This window comes from Runella rosea, from assembly GCF_003325355.1.
GTDB classification, from domain to species: Bacteria; Bacteroidota; Bacteroidia; order Cytophagales; family Spirosomataceae; genus Runella; species Runella rosea.
Genome location: NZ_CP030850.1, coordinates 4,561,575 through 4,580,021, shown reverse-complemented (window position 1 = coordinate 4,580,021; position 18,447 = coordinate 4,561,575). Strand labels below are relative to the sequence as shown.

General features: G+C 43.0%; 14 protein-coding genes. 7 read left to right on the top strand and 7 right to left on the bottom strand.

Annotated elements, in window-relative coordinates:
- Positions 1-33: 33 nt before the first annotated feature.
- Positions 34-324, top strand: coding sequence for a HesB/IscA family protein (locus DR864_RS19085; RefSeq protein WP_114068458.1), 291 nt, complete (start codon positions 34-36; stop codon positions 322-324).
- Positions 325-529: 205 nt separating this feature from the next.
- The gene (locus DR864_RS19080; RefSeq protein WP_310587529.1) at positions 530-4,216 is read left to right on the top strand and encodes a sensor histidine kinase; all 3,687 of its coding nucleotides are present in this window, start codon (positions 530-532) and stop codon (positions 4,214-4,216) included.
- Between the two features lie 2 nt (positions 4,217-4,218).
- Here the strand turns inward: DR864_RS19080 and DR864_RS19075 are convergent, their stop codons facing one another.
- Positions 4,219-5,061 (bottom strand): universal stress protein, encoded by an 843-nt coding sequence (locus DR864_RS19075; protein ID WP_114068456.1) that lies wholly within the window; start codon positions 5,059-5,061, stop codon positions 4,219-4,221.
- A gap of 196 nt (positions 5,062-5,257) precedes the next feature.
- Between DR864_RS19075 and DR864_RS19070 the strand changes: the two genes are divergently transcribed.
- On the top strand, positions 5,258-6,493 hold the full coding sequence (locus tag DR864_RS19070; protein WP_114068455.1) for an ABC transporter permease: 1,236 nt from the start codon (positions 5,258-5,260) through the stop codon (positions 6,491-6,493).
- Between the two features lie 51 nt (positions 6,494-6,544).
- On the opposite strand, the gene murI is transcribed toward DR864_RS19070, so the two are convergent.
- From murI to DR864_RS19055, 3 genes are read right to left on the bottom strand one after another with little or no spacing between them, the layout of a single operon-like run.
- A complete protein-coding gene (gene murI, locus DR864_RS19065; RefSeq protein WP_114068454.1) occupies positions 6,545-7,378 on the bottom strand; it encodes a glutamate racemase in 834 nt (277 codons plus the stop codon).
- A 17-nt stretch (positions 7,379-7,395) separates the two neighbouring features.
- Positions 7,396-8,574, bottom strand: coding sequence for a DUF819 family protein (locus DR864_RS19060; RefSeq protein WP_114068453.1), 1,179 nt, complete (start codon positions 8,572-8,574; stop codon positions 7,396-7,398).
- Between the two features lie 45 nt (positions 8,575-8,619).
- Complete coding sequence (locus DR864_RS19055; protein ID WP_114068452.1) at positions 8,620-11,031, bottom strand: endonuclease MutS2; 2,412 nt, start codon at positions 11,029-11,031, stop codon at positions 8,620-8,622.
- Positions 11,032-11,225: 194 nt separating this feature from the next.
- On the opposite strand from DR864_RS19055, the gene hisA reads away from it, so the two are divergent.
- The 3 genes from hisA to DR864_RS19040 all read left to right on the top strand — a co-directional run bounded on the left by hisA (position 11,226) and on the right by DR864_RS19040 (position 13,066).
- Entirely contained in the window at positions 11,226-11,951 is a 726-nt protein-coding gene (gene hisA / locus DR864_RS19050) for a 1-(5-phosphoribosyl)-5-[(5-phosphoribosylamino)methylideneamino]imidazole-4-carboxamide isomerase (RefSeq protein ID WP_114068451.1), read from the top strand.
- Between the two features lie 301 nt (positions 11,952-12,252).
- Positions 12,253-12,852 carry an RNA polymerase sigma factor gene (locus DR864_RS19045; protein WP_114068450.1) on the top strand — a complete coding sequence of 200 codons (600 nt, stop codon included), beginning with the start codon at positions 12,253-12,255 and terminating at the stop codon, positions 12,850-12,852.
- The gene (locus DR864_RS19040; RefSeq protein ID WP_114068449.1) at positions 12,827-13,066 is read left to right on the top strand and encodes a hypothetical protein; all 240 of its coding nucleotides are present in this window, start codon (positions 12,827-12,829) and stop codon (positions 13,064-13,066) included. The genes DR864_RS19045 and DR864_RS19040 overlap by 26 nt, the downstream gene beginning before the upstream one ends.
- Positions 13,067-13,098: 32 nt before the next feature.
- Here the strand turns inward: DR864_RS19040 and DR864_RS19035 are convergent, their stop codons facing one another.
- Positions 13,099-13,848 (bottom strand): lysophospholipid acyltransferase family protein, encoded by a 750-nt coding sequence (locus tag DR864_RS19035; RefSeq protein WP_114068448.1) that lies wholly within the window; start codon positions 13,846-13,848, stop codon positions 13,099-13,101.
- A 97-nt stretch (positions 13,849-13,945) separates the two neighbouring features.
- Here DR864_RS19035 and DR864_RS19030 point away from each other — a divergent pair, with 97 nt between their 5' ends.
- Positions 13,946-14,917, top strand: coding sequence for a zinc-dependent alcohol dehydrogenase family protein (locus DR864_RS19030; protein ID WP_114068447.1), 972 nt, complete (start codon positions 13,946-13,948; stop codon positions 14,915-14,917).
- Between the two features lie 52 nt (positions 14,918-14,969).
- Here the strand turns inward: DR864_RS19030 and DR864_RS19025 are convergent, their stop codons facing one another.
- Both DR864_RS19025 and DR864_RS19020 read right to left on the bottom strand, forming a co-directional pair.
- On the bottom strand, positions 14,970-15,908 hold the full coding sequence (locus tag DR864_RS19025) for a DUF4249 domain-containing protein (protein ID WP_114068446.1): 939 nt from the start codon (positions 15,906-15,908) through the stop codon (positions 14,970-14,972).
- A gap of 5 nt (positions 15,909-15,913) precedes the next feature.
- Positions 15,914-18,346 (bottom strand): TonB-dependent receptor, encoded by a 2,433-nt coding sequence (locus DR864_RS19020; RefSeq protein ID WP_114068445.1) that lies wholly within the window; start codon positions 18,344-18,346, stop codon positions 15,914-15,916.
- Between the last annotated feature and the right edge of the window lie 101 nt (positions 18,347-18,447).

Sequence of the window (18,447 nt, the reverse complement as noted above, 5' to 3'; positions counted from 1 at the left end):
ACGTATTTTTACGGATTAACGCATAAAACTCCCATGATTACAAAAAACCCCATTAGAATTTCCCCCATTGCCCACCAAGAGATAGTGGATACCTTACACATCAACAAGATTCCAGACACGTATGGATTAAGGGTCGGAATGAAAGGCGGCGGATGCGGTGCCCAATTTTTATTGGGTTTTGACCTACCCACCGAAAACGACCACGTGTATGTTGTAGATACCATCAAAGTCATTATCGACAAACGCCACTTAATGTACGTAATCGGTACAGAGGTAGATTATGAAGAAACAGAGGAAGGGGCGGGGTTTACCTTGGTAAAATAACCTCCTCTTGATGGCTAACCGCTCTGAGCTTTCCGTTTTTTAAATCAATACTTAATTATAAGCAACAGTAACTTTTGGCACGATTTTAGGTCTGTAATAGACTAAATACATAAAAACAGGCAAAACCCCTTTTTGGAACTTCGTGCAGAAAATTAGGAAACATATACCAGCCATTTTGGCTACATGTTCGTTACTGTTAGCATTATTGTCTTTCTTTTTCTTTGAGAGAGGGGCTTTGGGTGCGGCAGAAGAGACTTATTTCTCCGCTGTCAAAGAACGAATAAAGCATGAACTTTCGGTTTCTCAGGAGGAGATTGAACGCATTACAGCGTTGGTTGCCCAAAATACAAATACGCAATTTTCAGACCTTCGTCAGACCACCAAATACCCTTACTACGTTTACCAAAACGGTCGTTTGATTTTTTGGTCCGATTACCGGTTTATTCCAGACTATGAAGCTATTCATAAAATATCTCAAACCCAACTTGTTAGCTTTGACCAAAGCAAGTATTTGGTCAGTCGTCGGCAGTTTACTCGCCCCAATACCCGTATTGATGTAGTTTCGGTAATTAATCTATACCGACACTACAAGAATGAAAATAACTACTTACAATCGGGCTACAACACGACTCTTTTTACGGTAGACCCCGAATTAATTTCAACCAATTTCGGGCCAGCGTATCAAAACGTTCTGGACAACCAAAATCGGTTTTTGTTTTCCATCATTCCTCCCAAATTTGATTCCTACCATAATCAAACAGCTCCTGTCAATACCATTACGTGGGGGATACTAGCGGCAGTTTTGTTCGGGATATACATTATCCAATGGGTCATTACGTTAAGCAAACAAAAGCGTTATGAAATGGCATTTTTGCTGCTGATGATGTATTTGGTGCTCCTTCGGGCAGGGATGCTTTATTTTGGAATTCCTTTTTTATTCTCAGAAAACGACTTATTTAACCCCAAGTTTTATGCTTCTTCGCCTATTGCGCCTTCGCTCGGCGACTTTTTGCTCAATTGCCTGGTTTGCTTTATATTATCGCTTTATGTAGCCGATTTTTATTTCCGTTCTAAGGCCTACCTGTTTTTAGTAAATATCTCCAAAAAGGCACAACCTCTTTTATCAGTTCTATTTATTATTCTCAGTTTTGGGGTCTTCTACGTCAGTCTGTTAGAACTGAACAACATCTACGAAAAATCGCAATTCACACTCGACATCACGTTAAGTATTTCGTTCTCGGTCCTAAAAATAGCCTGCCTCATTATTTTTATTCTTATTTCGAGCATCTATTTTCTGTGTACCCACTTACTGGTAGGATTATTCATTCGTCTTAACCCAAAAAAAATATATGGTGTACTGATTTTTTCAATTGGCGCCCTTATCTTTCTGCTTTTGGCGGTTATCTCTGGTATCGACCTTAAATGGATTTTGGGTGTTCATGGTACTTATTTTTTATTGTTATACTTCTCACGTTTTCCACGTGTTCTCTATACTTTCCGTTACCGAACCACCATTTATTATTTTCTGGGTGCTTTTTTCTGGGCCATCGTTACGACCTACGTAGTTTACAATGAAGAAGAGCAAAAAGACATTGCCAACAAAAAAGAATTTGGAGAGCAAATTTTTTCTGAAAACGACGGTTTGGGTGAATTTTTGTTGGACCGCGCCAAAGAGTCAATCAGCAAAGACCCCGAAATACAAAATTCATTTGTCAGCGATACGGTTTTATCCCGAGAGCGTATTCAGCAAATCGTGAAGAGCATTCACTTAGATAAATATTTTGATAAGTATGATATTGAAGTAGTATCGTTTCAGGCCGATGGGCAACCGTTGGACACCTCAATTTCGGATGAGACATTTGACAACTATACTAAGTTCTACCAGTTGCCCAAATACCAGACCAAGTACCCTTCACTCTATTTTATCAATGATCTTGTCAATAACTTCAAGAAGCAGTATTTGAGTTTGATTGATATTCGCAAAGGCTCAACCTTGGTTGGGCGGGTTGTACTCAACCTAAATCCGCGCGAAGACCAGTCCAGAAATGTATACCCAGAGTTATTGATGGATAAAAAGTTTGTACAGGCACCCGAAACACGTCAGTACAGCTATGCCGTTTATGATACGGCCAAAAACCTTATTTATAGCTCAGGAAGCTACAACTATGACCGAAAAATGCCGCAAATTGAGCTGGACAATCCAGCTTTATATCAACGCGGCCTTCAACTCTATGATTATAAGCACATAGGAAGTCGGGATAAAAACAAACGATACATGGTTGTGTCGTCTAAGTCATATCCTTATAAAAGCATTATCTCCAATTTCTCATTTTTATACCTCATATTGGTCCTATACGTCATTGGAATCATTGGCGTATACGCCTTAAAATATGGCTTAAGGCGGCTAAAAATCAGTTATACGACCAAAATTCAGATTTTGCTCAATGTTGCTTTTTTCACTCCGTTATTACTTATTGTACTTATCACATTGCAAGTTATTACGGCCAACTACAACAGCAATCAAGAAAATACGTACCTCACCAGTACCAAAAACATCGGCAACAATTTTGCCCCTTATCTGGAAGAGTACCTTAGTGGAAAAAGAAGCCGAGACGCAATGGAACAGGAACTTGGGAAAATTGCCCGTGATGCCAACGTTGACATCAATTTCTTTAATGAAGAAGGTAACCTCAGCATCACCACCGAACCGCTGATTTATGAAATTAAGCTTTTATCCAAATGGCTCAATCCAGACGCCTATATTCACCTGATTCAGGACCGCGAAAACGAAGTGTTATTGGACGAGTCGCTTGGAAAAAAGCAGTATCGCACCGCATACGTGACCGTCAGGGCTCGTAACACTAGCAAGCCATTGGGTATTTTAAGCATTCCATATTTTGATTCAAAACCCGAACTTGACCGACAAATTATTGAAGTAATTTCAACGATTTTGAGCGTGTTTGCCATTATGTTTCTGTTGTTTTTGGCAATTTCTTACTGGGCTTCCAACCTATTAACCATTCCGCTGCGCATCCTGACGCAGAAAATCAGACGAATTAACCTGCACCAACTCAACGAGCCTGTCAATTGGAAGTCAGACGATGAAATTGGTTTATTAGTTGGTTCTTATAATCAAATGTTGAAGAAACTGGATGAGAGCAAAGAAGAACTCGCTAAAAATGAAAAACAGTCGGCATGGCGCGAGATGGCCAAACAGGTAGCACACGAGATCAAGAATCCTCTAACACCGATGAAGCTGACGATTCAACAGCTTCAGCGGACGATGCTGCGTGATTTGCCGCCTAATTTACCCCAAAATGAGCGCATAAAACGCACATTTGAATCGTTGATTGACCAGATAGACAACATCAGTGACATTGCCACGTCATTTTCAGATTTTGCTAAAATGCCGCTTCCAAAAAATGAGTTGTTTGAGATTTCATCTGTACTGAATAAGGCCGCTGATTTGTACGCCGACGACACCAAAATCACCCTTCATCGAGATATTCAAACCCGAAGAGTAAACGTAATCGGTGACCGGCAACTCATCGGACGCATCATCACCAATCTGATTATCAACGGAATTCAATCCGTACCAACAGGGCGTCGCCCCGAAATCTTCCTTCGATTAAGGACCGATGAAGGCAATGTATATATTGAAGTTCAAGATAACGGAAATGGCATTCCTGAAGCCATTCGACCAAAGGTATTCTTGCCCAATTTCAGCACCAAGCAAGACGGTTCAGGCTTGGGATTGGCCATTGCCAAACGGGGTGTAGAACATGCTGGAGGCTCCATCTGGTTTGAAACAGAAGAAGGGACAGGAACCACATTTTTCCTATCCCTCCCCTTGAAGCACAGCAATCGTCCTGCTGAAGTAAGTATACCTTAATCTTATTTAATGCTCAAACTAAGCACTGGAATATCCGAATGATTGACGGTATCTTCGGTCATGCTACCCATGAAAAAGTGGGCCAGTCCTCGACGTTGATGCGTACCCATCACAATCAAATCCGCATGGTTCTGGTGCGCAAAGTCGAGAATAGCATCTTCTTCATTGAATACTTCGGTATCAGACACAAACAGCGTGGCATTTTTTAAGCCTGATTCTTTTACCAAAAAATCTTTTTGGGCTTCCATCGCCGCCGTGTTTTTAAAGTTTCCAGGATCATTGATGTACAGCAAAGACACCTCTCCGCTAAAAATTTTCTGCAAAGCCGCAAAAGCCTTAAAAGCTGGAAGCTGACTTTCTTTAAGTGTTGTTGGAAAAACAATTTTACCAAACGATACTGCTGGAGAAGGCACTGCCAAAACGGGGCATTTTACCCGTCGAATCACTTTTTCAGTATTTGAACCTACGATAATTTCTTCCATCCCCGACACGCCGCGCGTTCCCATCACAACTAAATCAATGGCATGGTCTTTCACAAAATCTTCAATAACACTTACCATCGGCCCCCCAATAACAGCCGTTTTAACTTTTACCCTCGAAAACTTTCCATTCTCGGCAATTTCGGCCAGTGTTTTTTTCAGACTCTCCGTTACCATGTCTAAATACTCATCCTCGATGGCCTTATCGTAGAGATAATACTCCGCCAGTGGAGTTGCTGTCACCATTTTTTCGTTGGCGTGGAGCAACATTATTTCGGCATTTGTTTTAAAGGCTATATCGGCCGCCACTTCAAGGGCACTTTGCGCAAAACCTGAAAAGTCAGTAGGAACTAATATCTTTTTCATTGCAGTACATCTGTTGATTTAAAAATGATAGTAAATGTACATTTACTACGAAATTCAAATGCTGACAAAAATCAAGGCAACTGACTGATTTACATCAACTAATCACTTTTCATCGGAAAATATGTCACCAACCTGATGTCTATCAATCAATCTCTGCTTAATTTTGGTAACCAATATCCATTTAACAAAACCATCGATGAACCTTTTCAAAATAAGTTGGGCCAATCTCAAAGATAAAAAGCTGAACAGTTTTCTAAGCGCACTCCTGATGACGCTCGGAATAGGTATTATTTCGATGTTATTGTTGTTGAACAAGCAGTTGGATGAGCAGTTTCGCCGCAATATCAAAGGCATTGATATGGTCGTGGGGGCAAAAGGCAGCCCGCTGCAACTGATTTTGTCGAGTATTTATCAAATCGACTCTCCCACCGGCAATGTATCGCTCGACGAAGCTCAACGGGTGATGAAAAACCCACTGGTCAAAACGGCCATTCCTTTGGCAATGGGCGACAATTATATGTCGTACCGGATTGTGGGAACAAACCCAAAATACCCCAATCATTTTGAAGCAAAAGTAAAAGAAGGCCGACTCTTTTCGACCACAATGGAAGCGACCGTTGGGTCAAAAGCCGCAAGTGTGACAGGCTTAAAAATCGGGGATACTTTTTCGGGAGCGCACGGTTTTGACAACATGGATGATGTTCACGGCAACAAAAAATACAAAGTGGTTGGTATTTTTGAAACCAATAATTCCGTCATTGACCAGCTTATTTTAACCGATATTTCGAGCGTATGGTCCATTCATGAACACGCCGATGAGCCCGGCAAAGGCGCCAACGTAACCGATATGCTCACGGGCGGCGATTCTACCCAAACCGATGAGCCAAGTCAAGAAATCACGAGCCTACTGGTTAAATTCCGAAATCCAATGGGCATGGTAGCCTTACCGCGATTTATCAACGAAAATACCAAAATGCAGGCCGCTTCGGTAGCCTTTGAAATCAATCGTTTGTTTTCATTATTGGGCATCGGCATTGATACCCTACGCGCTATTGCGCTGATTATCATCCTCATTGCGGGCGTGAGTGTTTTTATTTCGCTTTATAATTCACTGAAAGAACGTAAATACGAAATGGCTCTGATGCTTTCGATGGGCGCCACCCGCACCAAACTTTTTGTAATGTTATTACTGGAAGGAATTATGTTGGCACTCGTAGGCTACGGCGCAGGAGTTTTGCTCAGTCGCGTGGGGCTATGGCTATTCAGTCGGGCGGCTGAGTCGGATTATCACTATTCGTTTGCCGACTTTAGTCTTTTACCCGAAGAAATTATGCTTCTGGGCGGTGCTATATTGATTGGAATTTTAGCCGCCGCCATTCCTTCGTTGGGCATCTATCGCATCAATTTGTCGCGGACATTGGCTGAAGAATAAAGATTACACTTAAGACCGCTGATTGGTAAAATGCTAGTCAGCGGTTTCTTTTCATTTAATAGGACTTCCTAAATCCTGATGTAAACTCTTTACTTCTTGCCCAAAAAACACAGCTGATTGACGGTCAAATGCCTCGGTCGAATCCGTGGTATAAAATGTCCGTTCGCCATTTTTACTGCATTTAGCTTCCAGTTCGGGGTGGCGTTGAAGGTAATCCGTCAAACTGTGCGCCACAATTTCGGCTTGATTGATGATGCGAATAGACGCTGGCAAAAACTGCCGTATCTTCTTGATTAGCAACGGATAATGCGTACACCCCAACAAAATAGCGTCAATGTCGGGCGACTGCGCTAGCAAATGCTCAACGTGCTTTTTGACAAAATAATCTGCTCCATCGCTGTCAAACTCCCCATTTTCAATCAATGGTACCCACATTGGGCAAGCTTCCTGCACTACGTGTATGTCTGGGAAAAATTTCTTTATTTCAACCAAATACGATTCCGACAAGACCGTACCCGCCGTGGCAAAAATTCCGATATGCTGCGTATCAGTAAAAGTTCCAATCACTTCGGTGGTAGGTCGAATAACGCCTAAAACCCGCCTATCAGGAGCAATATGCGGCAAATCTAGTTGCTGAATATTGCGTAAGGCTTTGGCCGAAGCCGTATTGCACGCTAGAATGACCAAATGGCAGCCTTTAGAAAAAAGATGTTTGACGCATTCGAGGGTGTAATGATACACTGTATCAAACGAGCGCGTGCCGTAGGGTGCACGTGCATTGTCTCCCAAATATAGGTAGTCGTACTGCGGCAATTGCTTAACTAACTCTCTTAAAATTGTTAAGCCACCATAACCCGAATCAAAAACCCCAATCGGCCCCTGCATTGATGTTTATTTAAAAATTACCAAGATACTGTTTTTAAAAACTCCGCCACAAACAGACCGCAATACGTGCCAATGGCATTTCCCAAAGCACCCACCAAAATTCCTGGCAAGTACAAATCTGGACGATTCAAGCTTTTGGATAAAGCCAGCGCCGACGCAGAACCTCCGATATTGGCTTGTGAGGCAATGGATAACACATCCCAATCCTGTTTTAAAATCGCCCCAATTCCAAAGATGACCAGCGCGTGAATCACAATCAATATACTCACAAAAACCATCATACTAATGGCCAAAGGCCCGTCTTTGAGCAAGGCTTCAATATCGCAAAAAGCGCCGATGACGGCCAAAAATAAATAGATAAAAAACATCGCCAATACCTTCATTCCCCGTAAACGCTGTACTACTGGAAGTTGGGCCAATGCCAACGCTAACGTTGTTAAAATAAGGATTTGAGGTACCTGCGGAATCATCACCGCCAATTGCTTTGATACATACAGCCCCGCCGCCCCTATGCCTACCAGAATGGCCAAATCTTGTGGATTGAAGGTTTCAACATCACTCACTTGCGCCGAAGCCTCTTTTTCAAACTGTTGCGCCTGTTCGGCGGTATGATTATATTCGATGCGTCGCGGGAAATAACGGTTGAGGAGCTGAGGTAATAGTAATGTCGCCACCATCCATAAAGCCGTCAGGATATTATCCACCGCCACGGCTGCGGCATACACATTTCCTTCTTTATTGACTTCGTAATGCAGCGCCAATGCGTTGAAATTTGTACTGCCACCAATGTACGTACCCGTAAACATTCCTCCCAACGCATAATAAAACTCCCCAAAACCTTTGGGGCCTGAAATAGCCCAAATACCAGCAATAACGCCCAACATGGTTCCAGCTGTTCCCAGAAAAAAACTCAGAATCATGGGTGTCCCGGCCTTTTTCAACCCTTTCAGATTAACCGTCAGTAGTAAATAGAATATCGAAATAGGGGCGAGATACGTAAAAATACCGTCGTAAATCGGCGGTGAATTGGTTGAAGCTGGAATTAAGCCTAGATTGGAAGTAATCGCGGTCAATATAATGACGATGAGCGCGGTACCCATGTGGCGCAGGTACGGCAGGCGCGCCAATCGTTCAGAAATAATGATATTAACCATCAATACCGCCAAAATAGGCAGTGAATCTTGAAATAAGGGCATAGTAGGTTAAGGAATGGGTAAATAGCTGATGCAATTTATCATTTCTTATCGCATTTGCACTATCGTAACCCCTGCTCCTCCGCGATCTGGGTGTTCATCCTGCATTTTCCCTACCTGCTTATATGATTTTAAGTGATTACGAACCAATTGACGCAAAATACCGTCGCCTTTTCCGTGTACAATCCGCAACTCATTAAAACCAAGCATCAGGGCATTGCTCAAAAAGTCGTCTAATTCGACAATGGCTTCTTCTCCGCGCTTCCCTCTAATATCAAGATTGAAGCTAAAATTCATCATTTTTTCGTTGATATCAATCCCACCCACGCCCGTTCTCGGAGCTGCTCCTTTTTCCCCCGTTGCTTCTTTGAAGGCTTTTTTGGAGACTTTTTCCAAGCGATTCAATTTCACATTGGACTTTAAATCGCCAATACGAATCTCCACATCTTTGCCTTTCATGGCCAGCACTTCCCCCACTGTAGCCTGTCCTTTGATACGTACAAAACTCCCAACGGCGATTTCTCCGCCTTCGGGAATAAACTCTTCACGCTCAGGTTCGGCAACTGCTTCAATTTTCAGTTCCTGCTTTTCAAACTTCTCCAGTTCCTGCCGTATCAGTTTTGTGGTATCGCGTTCGGCTTTGTTTTCCTTTATTTCCCGAATAGTACTTTCGATGCGCTGATTGGCCGTAGCCAACAATTGCTTGGCTTTTTGCTTAGCATCGTTAATGATTTTCTTTTGGTCATTGTCCAGACGCGTCTGTAAGGCGGTCGTTTCGACCAATTGTTGGGCCAGTTTTCGCTCCTTGATTCCTATTTCAATGTTCTTTTCCGAAAACACTTTTTTCTCAATATCCAGCTCTTTCAACAATTTTTCGAAATTGACCTGCTGTGTACCTAACTTCCCCTTGGCGCGTTCAATAACGGACTTAGGAAGGCCGATTTTGGTCGCAATCTCAAATGCAAAACTGCTGCCAGGTTTACCGATTTCGAGTTGATACAACGGCTCCAGATGCTCTCCATCGTAACGCATTGCTCCATTCACCAAGCCCTGCGTTTTATCTGCGTAGGTTTTGAGGTTGGTATAGTGCGTATTGATTACGCCAAAGGCGCCCGACTTGGTCAAATCTTCCAATATTGCTTCGGCAACCGCGCCGCCCAAGCTTGGCTCGGTTCCAGTTCCAAATTCGTCAATTAAAAACAGCGTACGTTTATGAGCAAATTGCAGGAAATGACGCATATTGGTCAGGTGGCTGCTGTACGTACTCAAATCATTGTCCAGACTTTGCTCGTCGCCGATGTCAATAAATAAATTCTGAAACAACCCCACCGTAGAATCTTCGCGCATGGGCACGAGCAGACCGCATTGAAGCATATATTGCACCAACCCAATCGTTTTCAAGGCCACGGATTTCCCTCCAGCGTTTGGGCCAGAAATCACCAAAATGCGCTGATTTTGACGCAGTTCGATGCCCAAAGGAACTACTTTTCGGCCTTGTTTCTGAAAAGACAAATACAACAGTGGATGCCGAGCCATGCGCCAGTCAATCACAGGTTGATTCACAAAAGCGGGATTAACGGCTCCTAATAGTGACGCAAATTTCGCTTTGGCACGAATAAAATCTACCATCCCCAAAAACTGACAAGCTTTCTGCAAATCAGGCAAATGCGGCCGAATCTGATTGGCCAATTGAATCAAGATACGGTTAATCTCCCGTCGTTCGGCGTATTCTAACTCTTTGATTTCGTTATTAGAATCCAACACATCCGCTGGCTCAATGAACAGCGTTTGCCCCGTCGACGATTCATCATGCACAAAGCCTTTCAATTTTCGTTTGTGTTCGGCAGAGATCGGAATCACCATTCGGCCATTACGAACTGTTAAGGATACGTCATCGCCTACCCAGCCGCTACTTTTGGCGTGTTTGAGCATTGAATCCAGTTTTTTACGCACACCAGCCGCTTCCGAAATCAATCGACGACGAATATCTGCCAACTCAGGCGAAGCGTTGTCACGAATTTGTCCGCGATCATCAATGATACGGTCGATGGCATCACTGACCGATTTTTCCACTTTAACGTTACCCGCCAATTCGGTCAAAAAGGGAAACCTCCCTTCTTCCTGATCCGCCAGAAACTTTAATACTTGGCGAATGGTGCGGAGCGAAAGTTTTAAATCAAAAAACTCATCCAACGACAAAACCATGCCTTCCACCCGCATTTTATCCAACGCGGGAGTAGCATCCAAATAGTTTTGGGAAGGAAACTCGCCCGTCGATTCTTCGAGAATAGCTTTCATCTCGGCAGTTTGACGGGTCAATTTATCAATCACGGCGAAATTATCCGAAAAGCGAATCTTCTGCACAAAGGCCCGCCCGAGTGGGCTCAGGCACAACTCACTTAATTGTTCGCGAATGCGGTCAAATCCTAATTTTTGTTCTAAATCTTGCGGGTATAACATTGTCATTCAACATAAGGCCTTGAACATTTATCAAAATGTATAGCCAATGCTAAATGACAAATGTTCAACGAAAAGTTCCCACAAAGGTAGTCACTATACAATCAAGTATTGTTAAACCCACGGTTACTACTTAATTTTACGGTCAAAACTCACCCACAGACTCCACTTTTGACGGTGGATTACTCACTAAATTCATGTTTCATATCATTCCCGCCATAGACCTAATTGAAGGCAAGTGTGTACGCCTAACCCAAGGTGATTACGAAAAAAAGAAAATCTACAATGAGCATCCGTTAGAGGTTGCTATGCAGTTTGAGGATGCGGGACTCACTCGCCTGCACCTTGTTGATTTGGACGGTGCCAAGGCTAAAAAAGTAATCAATTGGAAAGTTTTGGAAACTATTGCAACCAAAACCAAACTTCATGTCGACTTTGGCGGAGGCGTTCAGTCAGAGGATGATTTACGAGTAGTATTTGAATCTGGTGCCAAACAGGTAACGGGTGGGAGTATTGCCGTAAAAAATCCAGACTTGTTTGAAAAATGGCTTTCAAATTACGGCGGTGACAAAATCATCTTAGGTGCCGACGCCCGCAATGAGCGCGTAGCCGTCAGCGGGTGGGAGGAAGGAACCGAACTATGGGTCTATGATTTTGTACAAAAATGGATTGATAAAGGCGCGCAGTATACTATAAGTACAGATGTTGCCAAAGACGGATTGCTTCAGGGACCTTCTTTTGAATTGTACCGAAATATGCAGGACCAATGTCCTGGCATAAAAATCATTGCCAGCGGAGGCGTAAGCAACTTAGGCGATATCGAGATGTTGGCCGAAATGAATCTTTTTGGCGTAATTGTTGGGAAAGCCATTTATGAAGGCAAAGTAACTTTGGCAGAGCTGCAACGATGGTCTATTAAGTAATTTCTATTGGAAAAAATACTTAATAAATATCCTTGAATTTCATAAAACAATTTGCCTGTACAATTTTTTCTTGATTAAGTGTAATACCGACAATAATTCTGGTTTCCAAAGAATACTCGGAATTATATTTGGTGTTTCCCTTACACTTTAAAAAAAATTTGGCAAACGCTTGCACAATAAATTTTTATTGTTTTATCTTTGGGTCATAAAGTTAAGACGCAAAATAATTTTCTTCAACCAAAACAACGAGGGGCTACAATATCGAAACAAAGATTTACGTTAACTAATTGTACATACTGAAATGGAAAAGTACCAAGTTAGCGACAGTGATCTGGTTTCATTGTACGTTCATGGCAACGAAAAAGCCTTTGAAAAACTCGTTCAGCGTCACAAGTCCAAGATTTACACCACTATTTATTTGATTGTTAAGGATCAGTACGTAGCTGAGGATTTAATGCAGGATAGCTTCGTTAAAGCTGTTGAAACGCTTAAATCTGGTAAGTATAACGATGAGGGCAAGTTTTTGCCGTGGATACTGAGAATTGCTCACAATTTGGCTATTGACCATTTTCGGCGCGACAAACGCTACCCCGAGATAGTGTTTGAAGACGGAAGCAACGTGTTTAATACGTTAGACTTTTCGGAAGACTCGATTGAGTCGCTCCAGATTCGTCAAGAAACGCATGAACACCTACGCGAACTGATTCAACGATTGCCTGACCCTCAGCGGGAAGTGCTCATTATGCGGCACTACGAAGACATGAGTTTTCAGGAAATTGCAGATGCCACAGGAGTGAGTATCAACACGGCTTTGGGGAGAATGCGTTACGCGCTGATTAATCTGCGAAAGCAACTCAGCAAACGCGTTCCTATATATGATACAAACGTTTACCCCAGATGATGTCATTCGGTATGTTTATGAAGAAACAACCGATGAAGAAAACACGCTCATTGAAGATGCCTTAATCGGCGACCAAGAGCTATTGGAATTTTATCTCGATACACTTGAGATAAAAAGCTTAATGACCAAAATTGAACGTGCGCCCTCAAACCGCGCAGTTTCAAACATTCTGGAGTATTCGCGAAACTATACAGGCAGTCAATCTGTGGCATAATTGCCAACGATTGACTGCTTTTTGTTTGCGAATTACTCTTTGCTTCCCTTCTGTTGAGGGAGATGATGTTTTTTCAGTTCGTCGTCTATCACTCCATAGCATTTGTCTCTTAAAGATACAACATCCTGAGGAGTTAGGCCGACTGTTGGTATTGCTTCGTGTACTACCGCCTGCATTGGAAAACGGTGCATTCGGATAGGATTTACGTCTGGTAAAATTTTATAATTTGTCAGCAGACTGATAGGAACAATCGGTACTTGCTGCTGAATAGCCATCTTAAATGCGCCATCCATAAAAGGTTGATGCATTTGAGGTGGCTGTTTTGCCTTAATCCCCCCCTCGGGAAAAACCACAATACTTCTTCCTTGCGCCAAGGTTTTGATGGCACGATTCAGCGAAGACACCCGGCTCTGGGTACTTTCTCGCTTTACCTGAATGTGCAAATGCCGAAACATATAGCCAAAAAGCGGGATGTTTTTGACCCCATCTTTTCCGACAAAAGCAAAATAATGTTCTACAATAACGCCCATTACTGCAATATCCAAATACGAAAAATGATTGGCGCAAAAAACGTAGGCCTGTTTTGGAGCAAGTTGACCCCGATATTCTATCTCAAACCTAATCCCTGCCAATGGAAAAAACAGTCGCCCCCAGAGTCGGTTTATCCAGTGGGCGTACGGTTTCCATTCTTTTCGTTGTAAACAGATATACGTGAATGGAAATAGAAGCAAAAAAATGAGAATCAACCAAAAAAAACACCAAATTGTATAAATAACTTTCATTGCGTAAAAATGAAAAATATAAAAGTATTTGCCGAATATTGAACATTGTATTCAATTTGACAAACACTGATGTAAATAAGTTAATCTCTTTATAATCATGAAAAAAGTCGTATTCCATCACTTCGGTAAACCAGCGGATATTTTAAACGCTGAAAATGCAGAAACCCTCACTCCTGGGCCTGACGAAGTCCTCATCAAAGTTTTGGCCAGCCCCATCAACCCTTCCGATATTATGTTTGTACAAAACCTGTACGGGATTCGTCCGCATTTGCCGTCAGGCGCAGGATTTGAAGGGGTAGGAATTGTGGAAGCCGTAGGCACTAATGCCAAAATTGCGGTCGGTACACGCGTAAGTTTTACGGGGATTGGGGCTTGGAGTGAATACATCGTCACTAACCATCGAACATTAATTCCTGTTCCAGATGCCATGAACGATGAAACCGCCGCCCAATTGTTCGTGAATCCATTCACAGCCGTAGCCATGGTAGAAGACTCGGGCGTCAAAGAAGGAGAATGGCTCATGATTACGGCCTGTACTTCGGCTTTAGGAAAAATGGTCATCCAAATCTGCAAAATGCGCGGCATCAAAACCATAGGTACGGTACGCCGCAATGACCATAATGACGAACTGAAAGCGCTCGGTGTGGATGAAATTATTAATACCGCCGAAGAAAACTTGCCGAAACGCGTGCAGCATATTACCAATTACGAAGGCGTACGGGCCGTCTTAGAATGCGTAGGAGGTGACACAGCAAGCGAAGCAGTAAAATGCATGGGGCGCGGCGCTATCATGCTCATTTATGGCGTTTTAAGCCTTCAAGACCCTAAAATCAATATCGGCCTGATGATTTTCCGCGAGCTGACCCTAAAAGGCTTCTGGCTTACAGATTGGATGCGACGAGTAGATGGGAGTACGCGCCAAAAGGTATCGCAGGAGGTGATTACATTATTGTCTACTGGGCAGGTTAAAATGCCGATTGAGGCTATTTATAGCCTGGATGAAATAAAAGCCGCCGTTACCCATGCCGATGCCCACGGCCGCTGGGGAAAGGTACTGTTGAAGCCATAAGCAAACCATCCCTGTCAGAGGGTATATTTTGCTACTCTGACAGGGACCTTTTTTACTTTAACACAAATGAGCTTCGATTGAATGCGGCAAAGCAACCCAGTCCGTTTTTAATGTTTGAAGGAATCAATGACGGCTCCGCAAAGGGGTTATTTCGGTCAAACGCCTGCACCGCACGATGATAATCATAGTAGGTTTTTTCACAATTAAGTAATGTCAACTCGACATACTTCACTTTAAAAACCAACGTTGAGCCAGGATAATTATACAGCCTAGTGCGCGCAGTACTGGATATCATTTCTAGGCCGTCGGCACTAGCGTCCGTCGAAAAAGCACCCAAACGATTATTTTCTCCAAAATTCAGGTCTTGAATGGATGGAATGACCGTAACCATATTGGGGTTTGTCTGAACCGTCTGGTTCTGAAACACATACCCCCCTACCCGATAATAATTTTCCTGCCCAGCAATGTCACGCCAAACAATACGATAAAGGTATTCTTTGGGAGGAACATAGTTAGGATTACTTGGATCCATCATCTTGGAATCTACAGAATCTTGTTTTATTTCCTGAATAGCTACGGCTTTGGGAACTGTACATTGGGCTTCGGCGGTTTGGCCGCCTCTTTCTACTTTCAATTCATACGTTTGTCCTTCCAAAATCGGCATAGTTGTAGCTTTAATACTATACGTACCTGTTTTGGAATCAAATGGTAATGTTACTCTTTTACCTTGGTTTGAGAGCGTGACAACGGCGTCGTTTAGTGATATTGGTGACCCATTCAACCAATAAGGTGAATTATTGCCCCCAATCAATTGACTACTATAATAAACGTTAATGCTTATTGTAGTATCCTGTGGTGATAGATAACCATGAACCACCAATTTGCTGTCACTGCGCGGCAGGCGGTCAGGGTCCACGTCATTGACGAGGGTTTCGCAAGAAAAAAGGCTGATTGAGCAAATCGCCAAGAGGGCTAGAATGGTATTTTTCATGGCGTTTAAAATTTAAAGTTATAACTCAAAGTCGGTACAATCGGGAAAATAGAAATGCGTTGTAGCACCGTCTCCGTTTTTACATATTTTCCGTTGGCATCAAACACCTGACGGGAAGTGAGGTTGTAAAAAAAAGGATTTCGACGATTGTAGAGGTTATAAACACTCAATTCCCAGGTTCGCTCGTGATGCCTTTTTTTCTTGTGAAACTGTAAACTTAAATCAAAGCGGTGGTAAGGCTCGGCGCGAAAACTGTTTTTGGGCCCATAATCACTCACACTCCATCCACCACCAAACGACCTATAGACAATCGACGGAGCATTTGCATTTTGACCATATTGCACTTGCGGATTTAGATTATGAGGATAAGCTATATAATTGCTCTGAGGCAATGTGAGGGCATTGCCAGTGCCATACACCCACGTGCCAGAAAGCGTAATACGGGGGCTAAATTCGTAAATCCCCACAATTGATAAATCATGTCGGCGGTCATAACGAGGATAAAATGTTTGTCCGAAATTGAGCTCGGCAAATTTCCATTGCGTCCACGAAAGTGTGTAGCCAATCCAACCCGAAAGTTTGCCTGTTTTTTTCTGTAATAATACTTCTGCCCCATACGACCAGCCGCGCCCGCTGGTGATATTTTCATCCCAACGAACCTTTTCAGCACTTGAGGGGTCATCAATCAACAAAAAGCTAGAACCTTCTTTATAGTTGACGATATTGTTCATGTTTTTGTAATATCCTTCCAACGTCAGTGCCAAACCCTGTTTTTCAAAATCCTTAGCAAAACCCGCCGCTACCTGACTCGATTGCTGCGGTGCAATTTTGGCGGTACTCGGCACCCACAAATCCGTTGGCAGACCAATACCAGTGTTAGAAAGTAAGTGAATGTACTGATTCATGCGGGCATACGATGCTTTAAACGATAAATCTGGACGCAACATCAGGGCGGTTGAAATGCGTGGCTCTGGCCGAAAATAATTTTGGTTCTCTGCTCTAAAATGGCTCAATCTTAAGCCAGCATTCATTTTGAGCCAACGATTAGGCTTCCAAGTATCTTCGGCATAGATTCCCGACTCAACGTTGTTGAGGGCTTCTACTTCGGTTTTGAATTGATTAATATCTGAATTTTTGACCACTACGGCGCTCGGCGTAAAACGGTGCAATGTAGTCACCACGCCAAAACGTAAGGCATGTTGAGGATTTGGAAAATAATCAACATCGTACTTTAGCCCCCAATCCCTTACCCCTGAGGTATAGCGCAGCTCAAACTCGTTTTCTGTATTATTAAACCTTTCACTTTCTTTGGCATAAATCTGAAATTTGTAGTTGCTAAAAATCAACGAAGCGTTGGAGAACAGTTTCTCACTAAATAGGTGGTTCCAGCGCAGTGTACCAGTCGCATTGCCCCAATTCAATCCCCCTTCACTTCCAGAAGATGCGTTTTTTTCGCGAAAGAAAAATCGATCTTTCCCAAAATACCCACTGGCGTATACCTTATTTTTTTGTCCAAAATCATAATTGAATTTAGCATTGAGGTCGTAGAAATAATAGCCTCCCATCGTATTGTCGTCGGTTTGGGCAGCAATGAGCGGCCGCGCCAATAAGTCCAAGTACGTACGTCGCCCCGAAATTAGAAAAGATGACTTGGCCACTGCAACTCCTTTCTTTTTGATAGGACCTTCGAGTGTTAAACGACTAGCAATCAGTCCGCCGCCACCTTCACCGTGCAGCTTTTCTTTGTTTCCTTCTTTCATATTCAGCTCTACCACCGACGACAACCGCCCGCCAAATCGTGCGGGAAAGCCTCCTTTAGTCAGTTCGACACTTTTGAGAGCGTCGCCGTTGAAAACGGAGAAAAATCCAAATAGGTGACTTACATTATACACTGGCGCGTCATCGAGAATCACCAAATTTTGGTCGGGACCACCACCACGCACATAAATACCCGTTTGGCCTTCTGAGCCTTTTTGTACGCCAGGCATGAGTTGCAGCACACGTAACACATCCTTTTCGCCCAAAAACGCGGGAATTTTCTTGATTTGTTGTACCGGAATATCAATCCGACTCATTTGTGCCGTTTGGCTAACTTTGTCGGCCTCACGTCTCCCCGACACAACCACTTCATTCAGCTCTCGCCCGATAGCCGCCAGCTGCACGTTAAGTTGGAGGTTGCTACGCAGTTTTACGGTCCGGATTTCTGTGCCATAGCCAACAAATGAAAAAGCCAACGTAACGGAATCGGACGCGGGAAGGGTAATGGAATAAAAACCGTAGGTATTGGAAGTCGTGCCAGTGGTAGTATTTGGCAAATAAACGTTTACGCCGATTAATTGCTCCTGGCTTCCACTTTCGCGGATATAACCACTGACCGTAAAACGTGATTGGGCATAGACCGAAAATGTAAGCAGACTAAAAAATAAAATTAAACGCATGATATGGCTGTTCAGGTAATGAGTTGTAAGTTTGGCGGTTTAATGTATAACGCTTCCTTTTTAATACATAGTCTGTTAAGTAGCCAAAAAGGTTGGAACCA